Origin of the sequence: Nonomuraea sp. NPDC050547, assembly GCF_044457345.1 — a bacterium.
GTDB lineage: Bacteria > Actinomycetota > Actinomycetes > Streptosporangiales > Streptosporangiaceae > Nonomuraea.
Map to the genome: position 1 here is coordinate 131,609 of NZ_JBITGW010000016.1, position 17,202 is coordinate 148,810.

At 72.6% G+C, this 17,202-nt stretch carries 16 protein-coding genes; 14 read left to right on the forward strand and 2 right to left on the reverse strand.

Features of this window, described 5'->3' with window-relative positions:
- Positions 1–83: 83 nt before the first annotated feature.
- Complete coding sequence (locus ACIBHY_RS35385; protein ID WP_397308963.1) at positions 84–1,385, reverse strand: aspartate aminotransferase family protein; 1,302 nt, start codon at positions 1,383–1,385, stop codon at positions 84–86.
- A 105-nt stretch (positions 1,386–1,490) separates the two neighbouring features.
- On the opposite strand from ACIBHY_RS35385, the gene ACIBHY_RS35390 reads away from it, so the two are divergent.
- The 13 genes from ACIBHY_RS35390 (at position 1,491) to ACIBHY_RS35450 (ending at position 14,444) form a co-directional block, all read left to right on the forward strand.
- Positions 1,491–2,504 (forward strand): Gfo/Idh/MocA family protein, encoded by a 1,014-nt coding sequence (locus ACIBHY_RS35390; RefSeq protein WP_397308964.1) that lies wholly within the window; start codon positions 1,491–1,493, stop codon positions 2,502–2,504.
- Positions 2,501–3,487: a Gfo/Idh/MocA family protein gene (locus tag ACIBHY_RS35395; protein ID WP_397308965.1), complete on the forward strand. Its 987-nt coding sequence runs from the start codon at positions 2,501–2,503 to the stop codon at positions 3,485–3,487. The genes ACIBHY_RS35390 and ACIBHY_RS35395 overlap by 4 nt, the downstream gene beginning before the upstream one ends.
- Positions 3,484–4,341: a fumarylacetoacetate hydrolase family protein gene (locus ACIBHY_RS35400; protein ID WP_397308967.1), complete on the forward strand. Its 858-nt coding sequence runs from the start codon at positions 3,484–3,486 to the stop codon at positions 4,339–4,341. The genes ACIBHY_RS35395 and ACIBHY_RS35400 overlap by 4 nt, the downstream gene beginning before the upstream one ends.
- A complete protein-coding gene (locus tag ACIBHY_RS35405; RefSeq protein ID WP_397254493.1) occupies positions 4,338–5,885 on the forward strand; it encodes an ABC transporter substrate-binding protein in 1,548 nt (515 codons plus the stop codon). Before ACIBHY_RS35400 ends, ACIBHY_RS35405 begins: the two co-directional genes overlap by 4 nt.
- A complete protein-coding gene (locus ACIBHY_RS35410) occupies positions 5,885–6,844 on the forward strand; it encodes an ABC transporter permease (protein ID WP_397254495.1) in 960 nt (319 codons plus the stop codon). Before ACIBHY_RS35405 ends, ACIBHY_RS35410 begins: the two co-directional genes overlap by 1 nt.
- Positions 6,841–7,710, forward strand: coding sequence for an oligopeptide ABC transporter permease (opp4C, locus tag ACIBHY_RS35415; protein WP_397254497.1), 870 nt, complete (start codon positions 6,841–6,843; stop codon positions 7,708–7,710). The genes ACIBHY_RS35410 and opp4C overlap by 4 nt, the downstream gene beginning before the upstream one ends.
- Complete coding sequence (locus tag ACIBHY_RS35420) at positions 7,707–8,684, forward strand: ABC transporter ATP-binding protein (RefSeq protein ID WP_397254499.1); 978 nt, start codon at positions 7,707–7,709, stop codon at positions 8,682–8,684. Before opp4C ends, ACIBHY_RS35420 begins: the two co-directional genes overlap by 4 nt.
- On the forward strand, positions 8,681–9,694 hold the full coding sequence (locus ACIBHY_RS35425) for an ABC transporter ATP-binding protein (RefSeq protein ID WP_397254501.1): 1,014 nt from the start codon (positions 8,681–8,683) through the stop codon (positions 9,692–9,694). The genes ACIBHY_RS35420 and ACIBHY_RS35425 overlap by 4 nt, the downstream gene beginning before the upstream one ends.
- The gene (locus ACIBHY_RS35430) at positions 9,654–10,085 is read left to right on the forward strand and encodes a RidA family protein (protein WP_397254503.1); all 432 of its coding nucleotides are present in this window, start codon (positions 9,654–9,656) and stop codon (positions 10,083–10,085) included. Before ACIBHY_RS35425 ends, ACIBHY_RS35430 begins: the two co-directional genes overlap by 41 nt.
- A 70-nt stretch (positions 10,086–10,155) precedes the next feature.
- A complete protein-coding gene (locus tag ACIBHY_RS35435; protein ID WP_397308968.1) occupies positions 10,156–11,661 on the forward strand; it encodes an amidohydrolase family protein in 1,506 nt (501 codons plus the stop codon).
- On the forward strand, positions 11,658–12,521 hold the full coding sequence (locus ACIBHY_RS35440) for an IclR family transcriptional regulator (protein WP_397308969.1): 864 nt from the start codon (positions 11,658–11,660) through the stop codon (positions 12,519–12,521). Before ACIBHY_RS35435 ends, ACIBHY_RS35440 begins: the two co-directional genes overlap by 4 nt.
- 25 nt (positions 12,522–12,546) lie before the next feature.
- Entirely contained in the window at positions 12,547–13,374 is an 828-nt protein-coding gene (locus ACIBHY_RS35445; protein WP_397308970.1) for an amidohydrolase family protein, read from the forward strand.
- Positions 13,371–14,444, forward strand: a complete 1,074-nt coding sequence (locus ACIBHY_RS35450) for an alanine racemase (protein ID WP_397308972.1) — start codon at positions 13,371–13,373, stop codon at positions 14,442–14,444. The genes ACIBHY_RS35445 and ACIBHY_RS35450 overlap by 4 nt, the downstream gene beginning before the upstream one ends.
- On the opposite strand, the gene ACIBHY_RS35455 is transcribed toward ACIBHY_RS35450, so the two are convergent.
- Positions 14,387–14,866: a hypothetical protein gene (locus ACIBHY_RS35455; protein WP_397308973.1), complete on the reverse strand. Its 480-nt coding sequence runs from the start codon at positions 14,864–14,866 to the stop codon at positions 14,387–14,389. The two genes, ACIBHY_RS35450 and ACIBHY_RS35455, sit on opposite strands and share 58 nt — an antisense overlap.
- Before the next feature lie 645 nt (positions 14,867–15,511).
- On the opposite strand from ACIBHY_RS35455, the gene ACIBHY_RS35460 reads away from it, so the two are divergent.
- The gene (locus ACIBHY_RS35460; RefSeq protein WP_397254520.1) at positions 15,512–17,095 is read left to right on the forward strand and encodes an exo-alpha-sialidase; all 1,584 of its coding nucleotides are present in this window, start codon (positions 15,512–15,514) and stop codon (positions 17,093–17,095) included.
- Positions 17,096–17,202 lie beyond the last annotated feature (107 nt).

Sequence of the window (17,202 nt, forward strand, 5' to 3'; positions counted from 1 at the left end):
GGCGCGAGCGCCCATCCTGACCGCCCGGCGCGAGCACCCGGCGCCCGCCGCGCGCCGGGGCCCGCGACGGTCCCGCGGCCTCGTCAGACGAGGCCGTCCGCGCGCATCTCCTTGAGCACGTCCCTGGCCGCGTCCAGGGTCAGGTCGATGTCGGCGTCGGTGTGCGCGCCGGAGACGTGGTTGCGCTTGAGCGCCATCGGCAGCATCAGGAAGCCCTTGCCGGTCATCCTGCGGTGGAAGGCCGCGTACGCCGCGTGGTCGTTGCGCATCAGGTCGCGGTAGCCGGAGACCGGGCCGGTGCCGAAGTAGAGCACGAACACGCCGCCGAAGCCGCTGACCGTCGCGTCCACGTCGAGTTCGGCGGCGATCTGGCCGAGCCCGTCGCGCAGGCGCTGCCCCAGCCGGTGCGTCCTGAGGTAGAAGTCCGGGTTGTCGCGCAGGTGGCGCATGGTGGCGACGGCCGCGTGCGCCGCGACCGGGTGGCCGTTGAAGGTCCCGGCCAGCAGGACGTCGGCGGCGAAGCGCTCCATCAGCTCGCGCGGTCCGGCCAGGCCCGCCGTCGGGAAGCCGTTGGCCATCGCCTTGCCGAAGGCGGTCAGGTCGGGCAGCACCCCGCAGACCTGCTGGTAGCCGCCGAGCGCGTGGCGGAATCCGGTGATCACCTCGTCGAAGACCAGCAGCGCGCCCTCCCGCCTGGTCAGCTCGCGCAGCCCCTCGACGAACTCCGCCGTCGGCACCAGCGCGCCGACGTTGTGGGGGATCGGCTCCAGGAAGACCGCGGCGATCTGCTCGGGATGGGCCTCGAACAGGGCGCGCACCGAGTCCAGGTCGTTGAACTCGGCGATGAGCGTGGCGTCCACGGCCGAGTCGAGCAGCCCGGCGGAGAGCGGGTCACGGCCGTAGGCGGACTCGGGCTTGGAGATCACGTTCCTGGCCAGGGCGTCGCCCCAGCCGTGATAGCAGCCCTGGAACTTGACCAGCAGCGACCGGCCGGTGACCGCGCGGGCCAGGCGGACCGCCTGGACGGTGGCTTCGGAGCCGCTCATCGTGGTGATCATCATCTCGGCCGAGGGGATGAGCTCACAGGCCAGCTCGGCCAGCTCGACCTCGATCGGCGTCACGCCCAGGCCCATCAGGTCGACGCCGTCGAGGGCGGTCAGGACGGCCTGCCGTACGGCCGGATGGTTGTGACCGAGCAGAACGGCGCCGAAGGCGGCGTGGTAGTCCAGGTAGCGGTGGCCGTCGGCGTCACTCACGTAGGCGCCGTCGGCGGCGGTGAAGGCGTACGGCGCGCCCACCTGGCGGGTGGCGGAGTTGACGCCTCCCGGCAGAACCCGGCGCGCGGCCCCGTCGATCGCGTGTCCCAGCGGACGGTGTAATTCCACAACTGCTCCTTACGTGAAAAGACGTTCCATGTCGCGGAAGTTACGTGGAAGGAGATTCCACGTCAACCCTTGACATCCGCACGGGCACGCACGAAGGATGCACGCATGGAAAGAGGTTCCACGTCGGTGGGCGTGCTCGTGATCGGTGCGGGCGCCATCGCCGACCAGCACGTCGCCGCGTTATCCAGCGATCCACGAGGGCGGCTGGCCGGCTTCGTCGACACCAGCGCCGCACGGGCCGAACAGGCCGCACGGGCCCAGGGCGGCGTCCCCTGGACCACCGATCTGGCCGAGGCGCTCGCCTGGCCCGGCGTCGACGCCTGCGTCCTGTGCACCCCCAACGACACCCACGACGAACTCGCCGCCCGCGTCGCCGCGGCCGGCAAGCACCTGCTGGTGGAGAAGCCGCTGGCGACCACCGTTCCGGCGGCCCGCAAGACCGTCGAGGCCTTCGCCGCCGCCGGCCGCACCCTTTCCGTCGCGCACTCGCACCGCTTCTACGACTACGCCCGCACCGTCCGCGGGGAGATCGCCTCCGGTGCGCTCGGCCGCCCCCTCCTGGTACGGCTGGCGCTGCTCGGCGGCTGGATCTGGCCCGACTGGCGTACCTGGGTGATCGACCGCGAACGCTCCGGCGGCCACGCCCTGCACAACGGCGTCCACCTGCTCGACCTGGTGACCTGGTGGATCAGCGACGAGCCGGTCAGCGTGTACGCCAGAGGCCAGCGCAGGACCGCCGCGGAACTGGACGTCCACGACCACCTGGAGATGGTCGTCACCTACGCCGGCGGCGCCACCGCGATCTGCGAGATGAGCCGCGCCCACCGCCCCGCGAGCCTGAGCGCCCGCGACGTCGTCGTCCAGGGCAGCGAGGGCCTGCTGACGATGGAGTGGGACGGCGAGGGCGTGCTGCTCGCCGACGAGCGCGGCACTCACCTGACCGCAGAGGGCCCGGCCACGGGCTTCGCCGCCCAGCTCTCCGCCTGGCTCGACGCCGTCACCGGCGCCGCGAGCACCGGAGTCGCCGGCGACGAGGCCCTGCTGGCGGTGGCGATGGGCGTCGCCGCGGAACGCTCGATGGAGCTCGGCCGCCCGGTGACGCTGGAGGAGGTCCGATGAGGATTCTCGACGTCCTGCTGGTCGGCGAGTACGGCCTCGGCCACCAGAACCACCAGCGCGACATGTACGCCCCCGCGTTCGAGGCGCACCCGGGCTTCCGCGTCACAGGCCGGACCGAGGCGGACGACCCGCTCGACCGGCCGGACGCCGACGTCGTCAGCGTCTGCGTGCCCTACGAGCGGCGCGTCGAGGTGGTCACCCGCGCCCTGCGGGCGGGCAAGCACGTGCTGGTCGACAAGCCGATGGCGCTGACCGCCGCCGAGTGCGCGCGGATCGCCGAGGCGGCCGCGGGCACCGGCCTGGTCTGCCTGCCCGCCCACCACCAGCGTTTCCAGCCCGCGGTCCGGGTGGCGCGGGAGGCGATCGCCGCGGGCAAGGTCGGACTGCCGTGGAACGTGCAGGCCGACTTCCTCGTCGCGGGCGGCGGATCGGTCTGGCCGCTCGGCGAACTGCTCAACTTCGCCCCCTACGCCACCGACGCCATTCACGCGATGACCGCACTGCCGGTCACCGCCGTGTACGCCACCGGCGGCCCCCGCTTCCAGAACGCCCCCGCCCAGGACGCCACCTCCCAGGACGGCCGCTTCCAGGACGGCCCATCCCAGGACGGCCCCGAGGACCTGGTCACGCTCTGCCTCACGCACGAGCGCGGTATGACCAGCACCGTCGTGGCGGGCCGTACACCGGCGATGCCCGGAGCGAGCGGCCTGTCGCTGCACCGCTACCGCGTGGCGGGCTCGCACGGCACGCTGCTGGCCGACGCGAACCGCCCGGCCGCGCGCGTGCTGACCACCACCGGGACGCCGCGTGGCACGTGGGCGGGGCCGTCCACCGTCGATCGCATGCTCACCGAACTGCACATCGCCGTCGTCACCGGCCGGCCCGCCGAACTCGGCCCCGCCGACGCCGTGGCCGCGCTGCGCGTCGTCGAGGCCGCCCGCCGTTCCATGGCGTCCGGCCAGGTCGAGGAGGTCCTGCCGTGAAGCTGCTCACCTACCGCCGCGACGGCGTCGTACGGCACGGCCGTCTCCTGGACGGCGACATGATCGAGGAGTGGGGCGAAGGCGACCTGACGAAATGGCTGGCCGGATCCCCGGAAGGGGCCCTGGCGACCGTGCCGCTGGCGGCCGTCGAGGTGCTCACCCCGCTACTGAACCCCGGCAAGCTGCTCGGCGTCGCCGCCAACTACCAGGACCACGTGGCGGAGGCCGGCGCCGAACCGCTGGACAGGTCCCGGCTGGCGCCCCGGCTGTTCCTCATGCCGCCGACCGCGCTGCTGGCCCACGGACGCCCGATCCCGCTGCCCTCGGTCAGCGAGCAGGTCGACTGGGAGGCCGAACTGGCCGTCGTGATCGGCCGCACCGCCAAGGACCTGGACGTGGAGACGGCCCTGGACGCGGTCGCCGGGTACTGCGTGGCCAACGACGTCTCGGCCCGATCGGTCGGCTACGGCTACCCGCGTGACCTGGACGACCCGGCCGTGCGCTTCTTCGACTGGCTGGCCGGCAAGTGGCTGGACGGCTTCGCGCCGCTGGGGCCGTACCTGGTCACGGCGGACGAGGTCGGCGACCCGCAGGCGCTCGACGTCGAGCTGCGCGTCAACGGCCGCGTCAGACAGCGCGGCTCGACCAAGGACATGATCTTCACGGTGGCGGAGCTGGTGGCCTTCGCCTCCCGTCTGATGACGCTGCGCCCGGGGGACGTGCTGATGACCGGCACCCCGGCCGGCGTCGGCGCCACCACGGGGGAGTTTCTCGCCGCGGGCGACGAGGTCTCGGTCTCGATCTCCGGCCTCGGCACGCTGGTCAATCCCGTCTCGCCCATGGAGCCCTCATGATCCGTCCGCTCGGCGTGCTGGCCGCCGCCGTCCTCGTGCTCGCCACCGGCTGCTCCGACCCCACCAACTCCGGCTCCAAGACCGCGCAGGGCGGCGCGCTCAGCGTGTACCTGTACCAGAAGCCCAAGCGCTTCAGCCCGCTGGACCCGCTCACCGGCCCCGATCAGCAGGTCATGCAGCTCGTCTACGACAATCTGCTGACCGTCAACGACCGCTACGAGTACGAGCCCCGCCTGGCCGAGCGCTGGGACGTCACGCCCCGCAAGGTCGTCTTCCACCTGCGCAAGGGCCTGAAGTGGAGCGACGGCACCGCGTTCTCCAGCAAGGACGTGCTGTTCACCTACAAGCTGCTGGCCGACGCCAAGCTCGGCAGCGCCATGGCCGGCAAGCTCGCCGGAGCCGCCTTCGAGGCCCCCGACGCGGACACGTTCGTCATCAACCTGGCCAAGCCGAACGTGGGCTTCCTCAGCCTGCTGGCCGGGCCGTTCGGGTTCGTGCTGCCCGAGCACGTGCTCGGTTCCGTGCCCGCCGCCCAGCTCACCGGGCACGCGTTCTTCAACAAGCCCACGGCCGGCATGGGCCCGTACACGTTCGTGCAGTACAAGACCGACCAGTACGTGGAGCTGGCCGCCAACCCGAACTACCGCAAGCCGGTGTCCATCCCCAAGATCTTCCTCAAGCCGGTCAGCTCCGACGTGGCGACCGCGCAGCTGGGCACCGGCGAGATGGACCTGGTCCAGATCTCCCCCACCGACCTGCGGGCAGTAGGCGCGCTCAAGGGCGTGACGGTGGCGGGCCGGCCCAGCCCCGGCTTCCTCAGGATGGCGGTCGACCAGACCGACCGGCGCTTCGCCGACCCCCGGGTACGGCAGGCCATGCTCCACGCCATCGACAGGAAGGCACTGGTCGACAAGCTGCTCGCAGGCAAGGGCCGGGTGCAGAACTCCTCCTTCGTCGCCGCCTGGGCCCTGCCCGAGACGCTCGCCGGCTACGCCTACGACCCGGCCAAGGCCAAGACGCTGCTGGCCGAGGCGGGCTGGGACGCGTCCAAGCCGGTGACGTTGTCGTGGATCCCCGGCCAGCGCGACCGCGACGCCGCGGCGACCGTGGTGCAGAGCTCGCTGGCAGCGGCAGGGGTGAAGGTCGAGCTCAAGCAGGTGCAGGCGGCCCAGCTCCTGCAGTCGTACGAGGATCACAGCTTCGACCTGGCGTTGTTCGGCGGCGGCACCTACGCCGTCGACCCCTCCAGCAGCGTGCCCATCCTCGGCTGCGGCGCCTTCTACCCGACCGGCGGCAACATCAGCTCCTTCTGCGACAAGTCGCTCGACAAGCTGACCGCCGAGGCCGACGGGGTCTCCGACCAGGACCAACGCGCTGGGCTGTACCGCGAGGCGGCCGAGAAGGACAACGCGCAGGTGCCGTACCTGTGGCTGTACAACCCGGACACCCTCTGGGCGAGCAGCGCGCGGCTGCGGGGCTTCAAGCCGAGCGGCGACTTCGTCTCCGGCTTCTGGAACGCCGACGAGTGGACCCTGGCCGGCTGATGCTCGCCTTCCTCGTGCGCCGGCTCCTGGTCAACGCCGCCGTCTTCCTGCTCATCAGCGTGGGGGTGTTCGTCCTGGTCCAGTCGGTCCCCGGCGACCCCGTCCTGATGATGGTCAACCCCGAGCAGCTGCAGTCGGGCGGGCCGGAGTTCCTCGCCGCCAAGCGCGCCGAGCTGGGGCTGGACGCCCCGGCGTTCGTCCGGTACCTGATCTGGCTGCGCGACGCGCTGGGCGGCGACCTCGGCTACTCCTTCGTCAGCCGCCGGCCCGTGGCCGACGTCCTGCTGGAGCGGGTGGGCCCCACGGTGCTGCTCATGTCCACGGCCCTGGTCATCGGGCTGCTGCTGGCGGTGGCCGTCGGCACCCTGGCCGCCGTGCGGCGCAACACCGCGGTGGACTACGCCGCCACCGCGGCGAGCCTGGGCACCATCTCGGTGCCCAGCTTCTTCCTCGGCATCGCGGCGATCTACGTCTTCGCGCTCAAACTCGGCTGGGTGCCCTCCTCGGGCATGTCCACGCCGGGCGACGGCGGCGGCGCCGACGTCCTGGCCCACCTGGTGCTGCCCGCCGTGATACTCGGACTGTCGATCGCGGGGCCGTTCACCCGGTACGTGCGCGCCGGACTCCTGGCCGAGCTGGGCGCCGACTACGTGCGCACGGCCGAGGCGAAGGGCGCCGGCCCCGGCCGGGTGCTTCTGCGCCACGCGCTGCGCAACGCGCTCATCCCGCTCATCACCGTCGTCATGATCTACGTCCCCCAGCTGCTGGCCGGAGCCGTGGCCCTGGAGCAGGTCTTCGCCTGGCCCGGCATGGGCCAGCTCGCGGTCAGCTCCATCGGCCAGCTCGACCACCCGGTGGTGATCGGGTTCGCGATGTTCATCGCGGTGCTCGTGCTGATCTGCAACCTCGCCGCCGACCTGCTCTACGCGGTGGCCGACCCGAGGATCAGCCTGTCATGACCACGCAGATCATCCCCCGCTCCCCCGCCCGGCTGGCGGCCAGGCGCTTCCGCCGCAACCGGATGGCGCCGGCCGGCGCCGTCTTCCTCACCGTGATCGTGCTCATGGCGCTGGCCGCGCCGCTGGTCAGCGGGCACGACCCGAACGCCGTGGACCTGTCCGCCTTCCGCGAGCCGCCCTCGGCCGCGCACCTGCTCGGCACCGACTCCTCGGGACGCGACGTCTTCGCCAGGCTCGTCCACGCCGGGCGGGTCTCGCTGCTGGTCGGCCTGATGTCGGCGCTGGCGGCGGTCGTCCTCGGCGCACTGCTGGGAGCGCTGGCCGGCATGTTCGGCGGCCTGCTCGACGCGGCCGTCATGCGGGTGGCCGACGTGGTGCTGTCCTTCCCCTCGCTGGTCGTTGTCGTCGTGCTGGCCGGCGTTCTCGGCCCCAGCACCGCGATGCTGGTGGTGGTCTTCGCCGCCTGCAACTGGCCCACCGCCTGCCGCGTGGTGCGCGGGCTCACGCTCGCGCTGCGCGAGCAGGAGTACGTGCAGGCCGCGCGGGCCTTCGGCGCCGGCCGGCTGACCATCGTCTTCCGCCACGTGCTGCCCGCCGTGCTCTCGCAGGTGGCGGTGGTCGGCACGCTGCTGGTGGCGCAGATGATCCTGCTGGAGGCGGTGCTGTCCTTCCTCGGGCTCGGCGTCCAGCCGCCCCAGGCGAGCTGGGGCAACATGCTGAACGACGCCCAGAGCCTCACGCTCATCCAGACCATGCCGTGGCTGTGGCTGCCGCCCGGCCTGGCGATCGCGCTCACCGTGCTGGCGGTCAACTTCGTCGGCGACGGCCTGCGCGACGCCGTCGACCCGAAGGGAGCCCGCGCATGAGCCCGCTGCTGCAGGTGGACGACCTGGCCGTGGAGTTCCCCACGGAGGACGGCGTGGTACGCGCCGTGGACGGCGTCAGCCTCGACGTACGGCCCGGCGAGATCCTGGGCGTCGTCGGCGAGTCCGGCTCGGGCAAGAGCGTCACCGCCATGTCGGCGCTCGGCCTGATCAGGCCGCCGGGCCGGATCGTCCGCGGCTCGGTGACCTTCGACGGCGAGGACCTGCTGGCGCTCCCGGCCCGCAGGCTGCGCCGGATCCGCGGCCGCCGCATCGCCATGATCTTCCAGGACCCGATGACCGCGCTCAACCCGGTGGTGCCGGTCGGCGCGCAGATCGCCGAGGCGATCAGGCTGCACCAGCCGCGCCTGTCACGCGCCGCCGTCCGGGCAAGGGTCCTGGAGCTGCTGACCGCCGTCGGCATCGCCAACCCCGCCGACCGGTACGGCAGGCATCCCCACGAGTACTCCGGCGGCATGCGCCAGCGCGCGATGATCGCGATGGCCATCGCCAACGAACCGGACCTGCTCATCGCCGACGAGCCCACGACCGCGCTCGACGTGACCATCCAGGCGCAGGTGCTCGGCCTGCTGGACACCGCCAGGCGCGAGGCGGGAGCGGCGGCCATCCTCATCACCCACGACCTCGGCGTGATCGCCGAGCTGGCCGACCGGGTGGCCGTCATGTACGCCGGCCGCGTCGTCGAGCACGGCGACGTGCACCAGATCTTCGCCGCGCCCCGGCACCCGTACACGGCGGGGCTGCTGGCCAGCCGGCCGCGGCTGGAGTCGACCGGCGAGCTGACGGCCATCCCGGGCAGCCCGCCGAACCTGCTGGCGCCGCCGCCCGGCTGCGCGTTCCAGCCGCGGTGCGGGCTGAGCGAGGAGCGGGAGGCCTGCCGTACGGACCGGCCGGAGGCCGCGGAAGTCGAACCGGGCCACCACTCGGCCTGCCACTACCACGAGGAGCTGGCGTGAACGAGCCCTTGCTCTCCGTCGAGGGCCTGGTGAAGCACTTCCCGATCCGGTCGGGCGTGCTGCGCAGGCAGACCGGTGCGGTACGCGCCGTGGACGGGGTCGATCTGGCGCTGCACGCCGGCCGTACCCTGGGGCTGGTCGGCGAGTCCGGCTGCGGCAAGACCACCACGGGCCGGCTCGTCGTACGGCTGGCCGAGCCCACCGCGGGCCGGATCGTGTACGACGGCCGGGACCTGGCCACGCTCTCACCCGCCGAGCTGCGCCCGCTGCGCGGCGAGATCCAGATCGTCTTCCAGGACCCGTACGCGTCGCTGTCGCCCCGGCTGACCGTGCACGAGATCGTCGCCGAGCCGCTGCGCTCCCAGGGCCGCTACCGCGACGGCGGCCGGGAGCGTGTGGCCGAACTGCTGGAGATGGTCGGCCTGCTGCCCGAGCAGGCCAACCGCTACCCCCACGAGTTCTCCGGCGGCCAGCGCCAGCGCATCGGCATCGCCAGGGCGCTGGCGCTGGGCCCGCGCGTCCTGGTGCTGGACGAGCCGGTCTCGGCGCTGGACGTCTCCATCCAGGCGCAGGTGGTCAACAAGCTGGCGGAACTGCAGCGGGAGCTCGGGCTGGCCTACCTGTTCATCTCGCACGATCTTTCCGTGGTGCGGCACGTGTGCGACCGGGTTGCGATCATGTATCTCGGCCGTGTCGTGGAGGAAGGCGAGCGCGAGGAGGTCTTCCAGCGGCCGGCTCACCCCTACACCAGGGCGCTGATCTCCGCGGTGCCCATCTCGGACCCGTCCGCGCGCGGCGACCGGGAGCGGATCGTGCTCACCGGAGACGTGCCCAGCCCGGCGGATCCGCCGTCGGGCTGCCACTTCCGTACCCGCTGCTGGAAGGCCCAGGAGCGGTGCGCGGCCGAGGCGCCCGTGCTGACGGGGGCCGACCACCGCGTCGCCTGCCACTTCCCCGAGGAGAACCCCGATGCTCGACTCCCTGCCCGACACACCGCCGGCTCCCGCTGAGCCGGTGACCATCGAACTGGTCCGCCGCGACGGCGACACGCTGTTCGCCTCCGGCCAGGTCGCCATGGCGGGAGACACGCTGGTCGCCACCGGGCCCGTCACCGACCTGGACACCGCCCGGCACTGCGCCTGGCAGTGCGCCCGCAACCTGATGGCCGCGGTCCGGGAGCACACCGGCTCGCTGGAGAACGTCCACGCGGTGAAGCTGACCGTCTACGTGGCGAGCACTTCCGGCTTCACCGAGCAGCACCTGGTCGCGCACGCCGCCTCGCAGCTGGTCCTGGAGGTGCTGGGCCCCGAGCGGGGCCGGCACGCGCGGGCCGCGATCGGTGTGGCCGCCCTGCCGCTCGGCAGCCAGGTCGAGGTCGAAGGCGTCTTCCGTGTCGGCTGACCGTGGACTCACCGACGCACCGCCAACCGGAAAGAGCGCAGACGCGCCGCCGACCGGAAGGCGGGCCGACGTGGTGCTGACCGGTGGCTTGCTGGTCGACGGCACCGGCGCGCCCGCACGCCCGGCCGACGTCGAGGTGACGGGCGCGCGGATCAGCGCCGTCCGCCCGCCCGGCACCGGCCGCGCCGCCCGCGTGCTGGATGTCGCGGGCCGCGTGGTCTGTCCCGGCTTCGTCGACGTCCACAGCCACTCCGACCTGGCCCTGCTGTCTAACCCCCAAGCCCACAGCAAGGTACGGCAGGGCGTCACCACCGAGATCGTCGGCAACTGCGGCCTCGGCGTGACCCCGGCGGCCGACGAGGCGGCGCTCAGGGCCGCCGTCGCCTTCATCGACCTCGACCCGGCGCTGCCCTGGCCGCGAGGCGGCACCACCGGCCACCTTCGCGCCCTGGAGGCCGCCGCCCCGTCCCTGAACGTCGCCACGCTCACCGGCCACCTCCCGCTGCGCGCGAGCGCCGTGGGCTTCGCCGACCGCCCCGCCGCCCCCGCCGAGTTGGGCGCGATGCGCGAGGAGCTGGCCCGCTCGCTGGAAGAGGGCGCGCTGGGCCTGAGCACCGGCCTCATCTACGCCCCCGCCAGCTACGCCACCGAGGCAGAGCTGACCGCGCTCGCCGAGGTGGTCGCGGAAGCGGGCGGCGTCTTCGCCTGGCACCTGCGCGACTACACCGACACGCTGACGGAGTCGGTGTCCCAGGCGGTACGCGTGGCCGAAGCCACCGGGTGCCTCACCCAGATCTCCCACCTGGCCGCCGTCGGCCGCCGCAACTGGGGCGCCGTCGCGAGGGCGCTCGACCTCATCGGCGACGCCCCGGTCCACGTGGACGTCTACCCGTACCTGGCCGGCAGCGCGAACCTGTCGCAGCTCCTGCCCGGCTGGGCCCACGAGGGCGGCCGGGCGCGGGAACGGCTGGCCGAGCCGGGAGCCCGCGACCGCGTACTCGCCGAATGGGAGGGGCGCTGGTGGGACTGGCCGGACATCCTCGTCGACGGCCACCCGCTGGAGTCCGGCGAACAGGCGCTCGACCTGATCGCCGAGCACGGCAACGCCGTCACGATGGTCGCCTTCGGACGTTGCGAGGAGGACCTGCTGACCGTCCTGCGCCACCCCGCGACCATGATCGGCTCGGACGGCTTCGCGCTCGACCCCGGCGGCCTCACCGGCGGCGCCACGCCGCACCCGCGCTCCTACGGCTGCTACCCCCGGCTGCTGGCCCGCTACGTCCACGAGGGCGCGCTCACGCTGGAGGAAGCCGTGCGCAAGAGCACCGGGCTGCCCGCCGCGGTCTTCGGCCTCGACGGCCGCGGCCTGATCGAGGAGGGCGCGGCGGCCGACGTGCTTGTCCTCGACCCCGGCACGCTCAATGATCTGAGCACGTTCGACCGACCACACCAGTTCCCGTCAGGGGTGGAGCTCGTCCTGGTGAACGGCGTCGCCGTCGTGGAGAGCACAGGCCACACGGGCGCCGGACCGGGCCAGGTGCTACGCGCCCGCGGCCAGATCGGAGTCAGCGCATGAGGAGAGGCACCGAGAAGCGGAGCATCGACGAGGACAAGCCCGCGGCGGCCAACTACCACGCGCACGCACTCGCGCGCGGCCTGGCCCTGCTGGAACGGCTGGCCACCAGCCGCCACCCGGTGACCCTGTCGGAGCTGTACGAGGAGACGGGACTGCCCAAGAGCACGCTCGTCCGGCTGCTGTCCGTGCTGGCCGAGACCGAGTACGTGGTGCGCGTGGACGAGCGGCCGTCGTTCCGGCTCGGCCACAAGGTGCTGGACCTGTCCACCGCCTACGTCTCCACGCTCGACGCGGGCGCCTCGGCCCGCGGGCACCTGGCCGAGCTGGCCAAGCGGACCGGGCAGACGGCCAACCTCGGCGTCCTGGACGGCACGCAGGTGCTTCATCTGTGCGTCGAGGAGCCGGACCGGCCCATCCGGTACATGGCGATGAGCGGCTCGCGCGACGACACGCACGCCACCGGGCTCGGCAAGCTGCTGCTGTCGCGGCTGGGGGAGGGTGAGCTGCCGGGGTTCCTGCCGGCGGAGCCGTACCGGAGGAGGACGGAGCACACGCGCACCACCTTCGCCGAACTGCTCGCGGATCTGCGCGTCACCCGTGAGCGCGGCTACGCCTTCGACGACAACGAGAACAGCATCGGGCTGCGCTGCCTGGCCATCCCGCTGGAGGCGGACGGTGAGGTCCTGGCGTCGCTGAGCGTCTCGGGACCGGCCGGGGAGCTGGAACCGGCCCGCCACGAGGCGCTGCTCGCCGAACTGCGCGCCACCGCCGGGGCCATGCTCGCCGACCACGAGCTGGTGACGGCGCTGCACGTGGTGACCCGCTCCCTGCTGCCCGCCGCGGAAGGACGAAGCCGATGACCGACGTGCGGAAAGGACGCGCCCGATGATCGATGTGCACACCCATTGCATGCTCGCCGAGGACTGGGGGTGCGAGTGGGACGACCACTGGCGGCCGGTGTACGGCGGGCCCTGGCAGGACGTGACCCCCGAGGACTACGACCGGGCGATGACCGGCGTGCGCGCGGCGTTCGTGTTCGGCATCCGGGCCACCTCGGCGGGCGTGGCCACCTCCAACGAGCACGTGGCCCGCTTCTGCGCCGACACCCGTACCGAGACGGTCGGCTTCATGGCGCTCGACCCCACCGACCCCGACGTGCTCGAGCAGCTCGCCGACGGGGTGGCGCGCGGGCTGCGCGGCATCAAGCTCTACCCGGTGCTGGCCCACTTCGATCCGCGCGACCCCGCCCACGACCCGTTCTACGCGGCCGCCGCGGCGGCGGGTCTGGTGATGCTGTGGCACATGGGCGCCACCCCGAGCCCCGCCGGCGACCTGGACGTCACCAACCCGCTCACCGTGGACGCCGTCGCCCGCCGCCACCCGGAGCTGACGCAGATCATCGCGCACATGGGCCATCCCTGGCAGCGCGAGACCATGATCGTGCTGCGTAAGAACCGGCGCGTGTTCTCCGACGTGTCGGCCAGCTGGGCCAGGCCGCTGGACGGTTACCTGTCGCTGGTGCGCGCTCAGGAGTGGGGCGTGGCGGACAAGCTGCTGTTCGGGTCCGACTTCCCGCTGTGGACGCCGGACGAGGCGGTCAAGGGCCTGCGTTCCCTCACCGGGATCCGCGTGCCCGGTCTGGAAGGCGTGCGGCAGGAGACCCTGGACACGCTGCTCGACGCCGACCCGCGCCCGCTGCTGGGGCTCTCGTGAGAATCCCGCTCGACGAGCTGCCCACGCCCGCGCTGCTGATCGACCTGGCCAGGCTGGAGCGCAACCTCGCGGACATGGCCGGGCTGGCCGCCTCCGCCGGGGTGGCGCTGCGCCCGCACTTCAAGGCGTCAAAATGCGTCGAGGTGGCGCGGCGGCAGCTCGGCCACGGCGCCGCCGGGTTCACCTGCGCCACGATGGGCGAGGTCGAGGCCCTGCTGGAGGCGGGGATCGACGACCTGGTCTGGGCGCACCAGCCGGTCGGGCCCGCCAAGGTGCGCTTCGCCGTGCGTACCGGGGTGACGGTGGCGCTCGACTCGGTGGCCGCCGCCGAGCCGCTGGCCGCCGCCGCCCGTGCGGCGGGGGTGCGGCAGCCGTACCTGCTGGAGGTGGACACCGGGATGGGGCGGGCGGGCGTCGCGCCCGCAGCGGCCGTGCGGACGGCCGCCCAGCTGGAACGGCTGGGCGGGCTGAGCCTGCGCGGCGTGCTCACGCACGAAGGCCATCTGATGACCTATCTGGGCGACCCCGGCGGGCGGGAGAAAGCCGGGCGGCGGGTCGGCGAGACGATGGCGGGTGTGGCCGCTGACCTGCGCGCGGCGGGGCACGACTGCGCGATCGTCTCGGTGGGTTCGACGCCGGGGGCGGCCAGCGCGCCGTTCGTGCCCGGGGTGACGGAGGCGCGGCCCGGCACCTACGTGTTCTACGACGGCAACCAGGTGGCGCTCGGCACCGCCGAGGAGTCCCGGTGCGCGCTGACCGTGCTGACCCGGGTGGTGAGCGTGCCACGGGGCGAGGACCTGGCCATCGTCGACGCGGGGCTGAAGGCCATGAGCTCCGACGCCTCGGTCAGGGGCGGCGGGTTCGGCACCGTGCTGGGGCTCTCGGGCGTCGCCTTCGGCAAGGCCAACGAGGAGCACGGCTATCTCACCGGCGTGGGCGGCCTCCGGGTCGGGTCCCTGGTGTCGGTGCTGCCCAACCACGGCTGCGGGGTGGTGAACATGTGGAGCGGAGCCTACGTCGTCGACGGCGGCTTCGCGGTGGACCGCTGGCCCATCAGCGGCCGCCACTGAAACGCCAGGACGGCGCCGCCGAGCACCAGCAGCCCGGTCCCGGTGCCGACGACCGTGCCCGAATGCGCGATCCAGCGCTCGCCGCCGGGCAGGCGCGTGGCGGTGACCCGCGGCGGATCGGTCCGTCCGTCGTGGTCGACGAACGTCAGAGCCGTGCGCCGTCTCGGCTCGCCCGGATGGCCGCCCTCGCGGTGGGCGCGTAACGCCGCGAGTTCGGCCCGGCGGACGGCCGCGTCGTTGGCGCGCAGTTGCTCCGGGCTCTCGCCGTCGCAGTGCCAGACCGTGCCGCCCTTGACCATGACCGAGCGGCACTCGATCCGGGTGAACACGTGGGTCTCCAGCCCGAACGCGCCGGTCCCGACGGCGATCACGCCGACCCCCAGCGCCACCGCGACCGCTCCGGCCGCCACCATCGCTCGCATGACGCCTCCACCCTACGGCGCGAAAGTCGTTGGCGGCGGGCCGCGGGGACTGGGCATGATGACGGGATGATCGACACCGGACTGCGTGGACGCGTGGCGCTCGTGATCACGTTCCTCGCTTCCGAGCAGGCGCGGTGCGTCACCGGTCAGCTCGTCAGGCTGTACTGAACGGCCTGCCCAGGGCGGGCAGCACGAGCCGGTCGATGATCGCGGCCAGCTCCTCGCCGGTGGGCGTCGCACCGTTGATCAGGTGCCGCCAGGACCTGATCGGTCATCCGGAACCCCACCTCGGCCAGCTCCGCCGCACGGCCGCGTAGATCGCGTCCAGCAGAGCCCGCCCGCGCCTTCTTCACCTGCTCGGACACGCGGGCTCTCCTCTCGGGCGGCGGCCGGCCGCACTCGGGCATTGTCCCGCATCCTCGCTCGTCTCCCGTGTACGACCGGCCGCCCCTCTCCCGAGCACCCTGGCGGCTCTGGAAGCTCATGCCGCCGCCCACGATCAGGACGGGTACTGCGTGTCGTGCCGCCATGTCGCTCATTAGGTACACGGATGCCTCCAATGAAGAGACATAACATGGAACAACCTTTCACGTTGACATGGAACGAGATTTCGCGTTCGATCGCGGCAACCCCCCAGGAGGTCGAATGTTCCTCAAGGCGTTAGCCGTCGCCACCCTGCTCCTGACCAGCACGCCGGACGTGCAGATCATCAGCCCCGACAACAGCACCTGCCGCCCGTGGGACCCCGCCCTGACCCGGGAGCAGAACGAGACCGTCGAGTGCCCCTGGTTCCCGTCCATCGCCACGCTCGCCAACGGCGACCTCTACCTCGCGTACAGCTGGAGCGTCTCCCACTCGCACTCGGGCGCGATCGCCGCCCGGCGCAGCACCGACGGCGGCCAGACCTGGTCCGCCCAGCAGATCATCGCGAGCGACCCGGACCCGCTGACGGTCGACGTGAAGGAGCCCAGCCTCACCGTCCTGCGCGACGGCACCCTGCTGATGGCCTACTACGACTACCGGCCTTCACGCGGCAACCGCCGCCAGGTCTACGTCAAGCGCTCCACCGACAACGGCGTCACCTGGTCGGCGCCGATCCTGCCGCCCAGCCTCATGTACGACAGCGGCAAGGCCAGCGTCGCCGTCAACGGCGAGATGGTCGAGCTCGACAACGGCGACATCCTCCTCCCCGTGTACGGCTACCGCCACTACTCCGGCTCCCTGGGCGGCTCGGGCGCCCACGTCCTGCGCAGCCGGGACGGCGGCCTGACCTGGGCCAAGAGCGACGAACGCGTCGCCATGTGGGAGGGCCCCGTCTACGTCGCCGGCACCACCATCGGATACGCCGAGCCCGCCCTGGCCAACCTCGGCGGCGGCCACGTGATGATGGTGGCCAGGACCTCCAACAACGGCGACGTGATGCGCGTCAGCCACTCCTACGACGGCGGCGACACCTGGAGCGCCCCGGTCAACGAGCCCACGCTCAAGGGCCACGCGCCGCACCTGCTCAAGCTGCGCGGCGGCAGCCACCTGCTGACGTACGGCGACCAGTCGGCGACCTGGGTCGGCGGCCGCCCCGTGGCCGGGCGCATGTACATCGACTCGCGCGGCTGGTCCGCCACCCAGAGCCAGCTCATCTACCGCAACCCCGGCATCTTCTCCGACATGAGCTACCCGGGCAGCGTCCAGCTCGCCGACGGCCGCGTCCTCACCGTCTACTACGACCGGGGCCAGGGCATCCTCGGCGGCAACCACATCACGCCGGCCCCGGACCGGCTCGACCTGGCCGCGCTGCACCAGGCGGGGACGCTGACCGTGTCCACCGACCTCACCCACACCGCGCCGAGCCGTCCGTCGATGGGGCCGCTGGGGCCGATCGACGGTGACCTCACCTACTGGCACGCCGCCGGCGCCGGGACGACCGCGCCGCCCGCCCGTTACTGGCAGGCCGATCTCGGCGGGCCGTACCCGATCACCGGGGTGGGGGTCGTGCTCAAGCCCGGCTACCACGAGTCGGCCAAGGTCGAGGTGTCGGCGACCGGGTCCGGCGACTGGCAGGAGGTGCGCGCGTACACGATGGCCCGCACCGACACGCTCGACTGGACCACGCTGGCGGCGCCGCGCGAGGCCAGGTACGTGCGCGTGACCATCACCGACACGACCGGCAACGGCCACGCGATGCTCACCGAGGTGGCGGTCCGTGTCGCCCCGACGGGCTTCACCGGCTAGAAGGAAGTGGAGGGCGCGTGATCCGGTCAGGATCACGCGCCCTTTTCTGTGTCCAGACCTTGACGAACAACACATACACGTCTAAAACAATGTGAAACCACATTGAA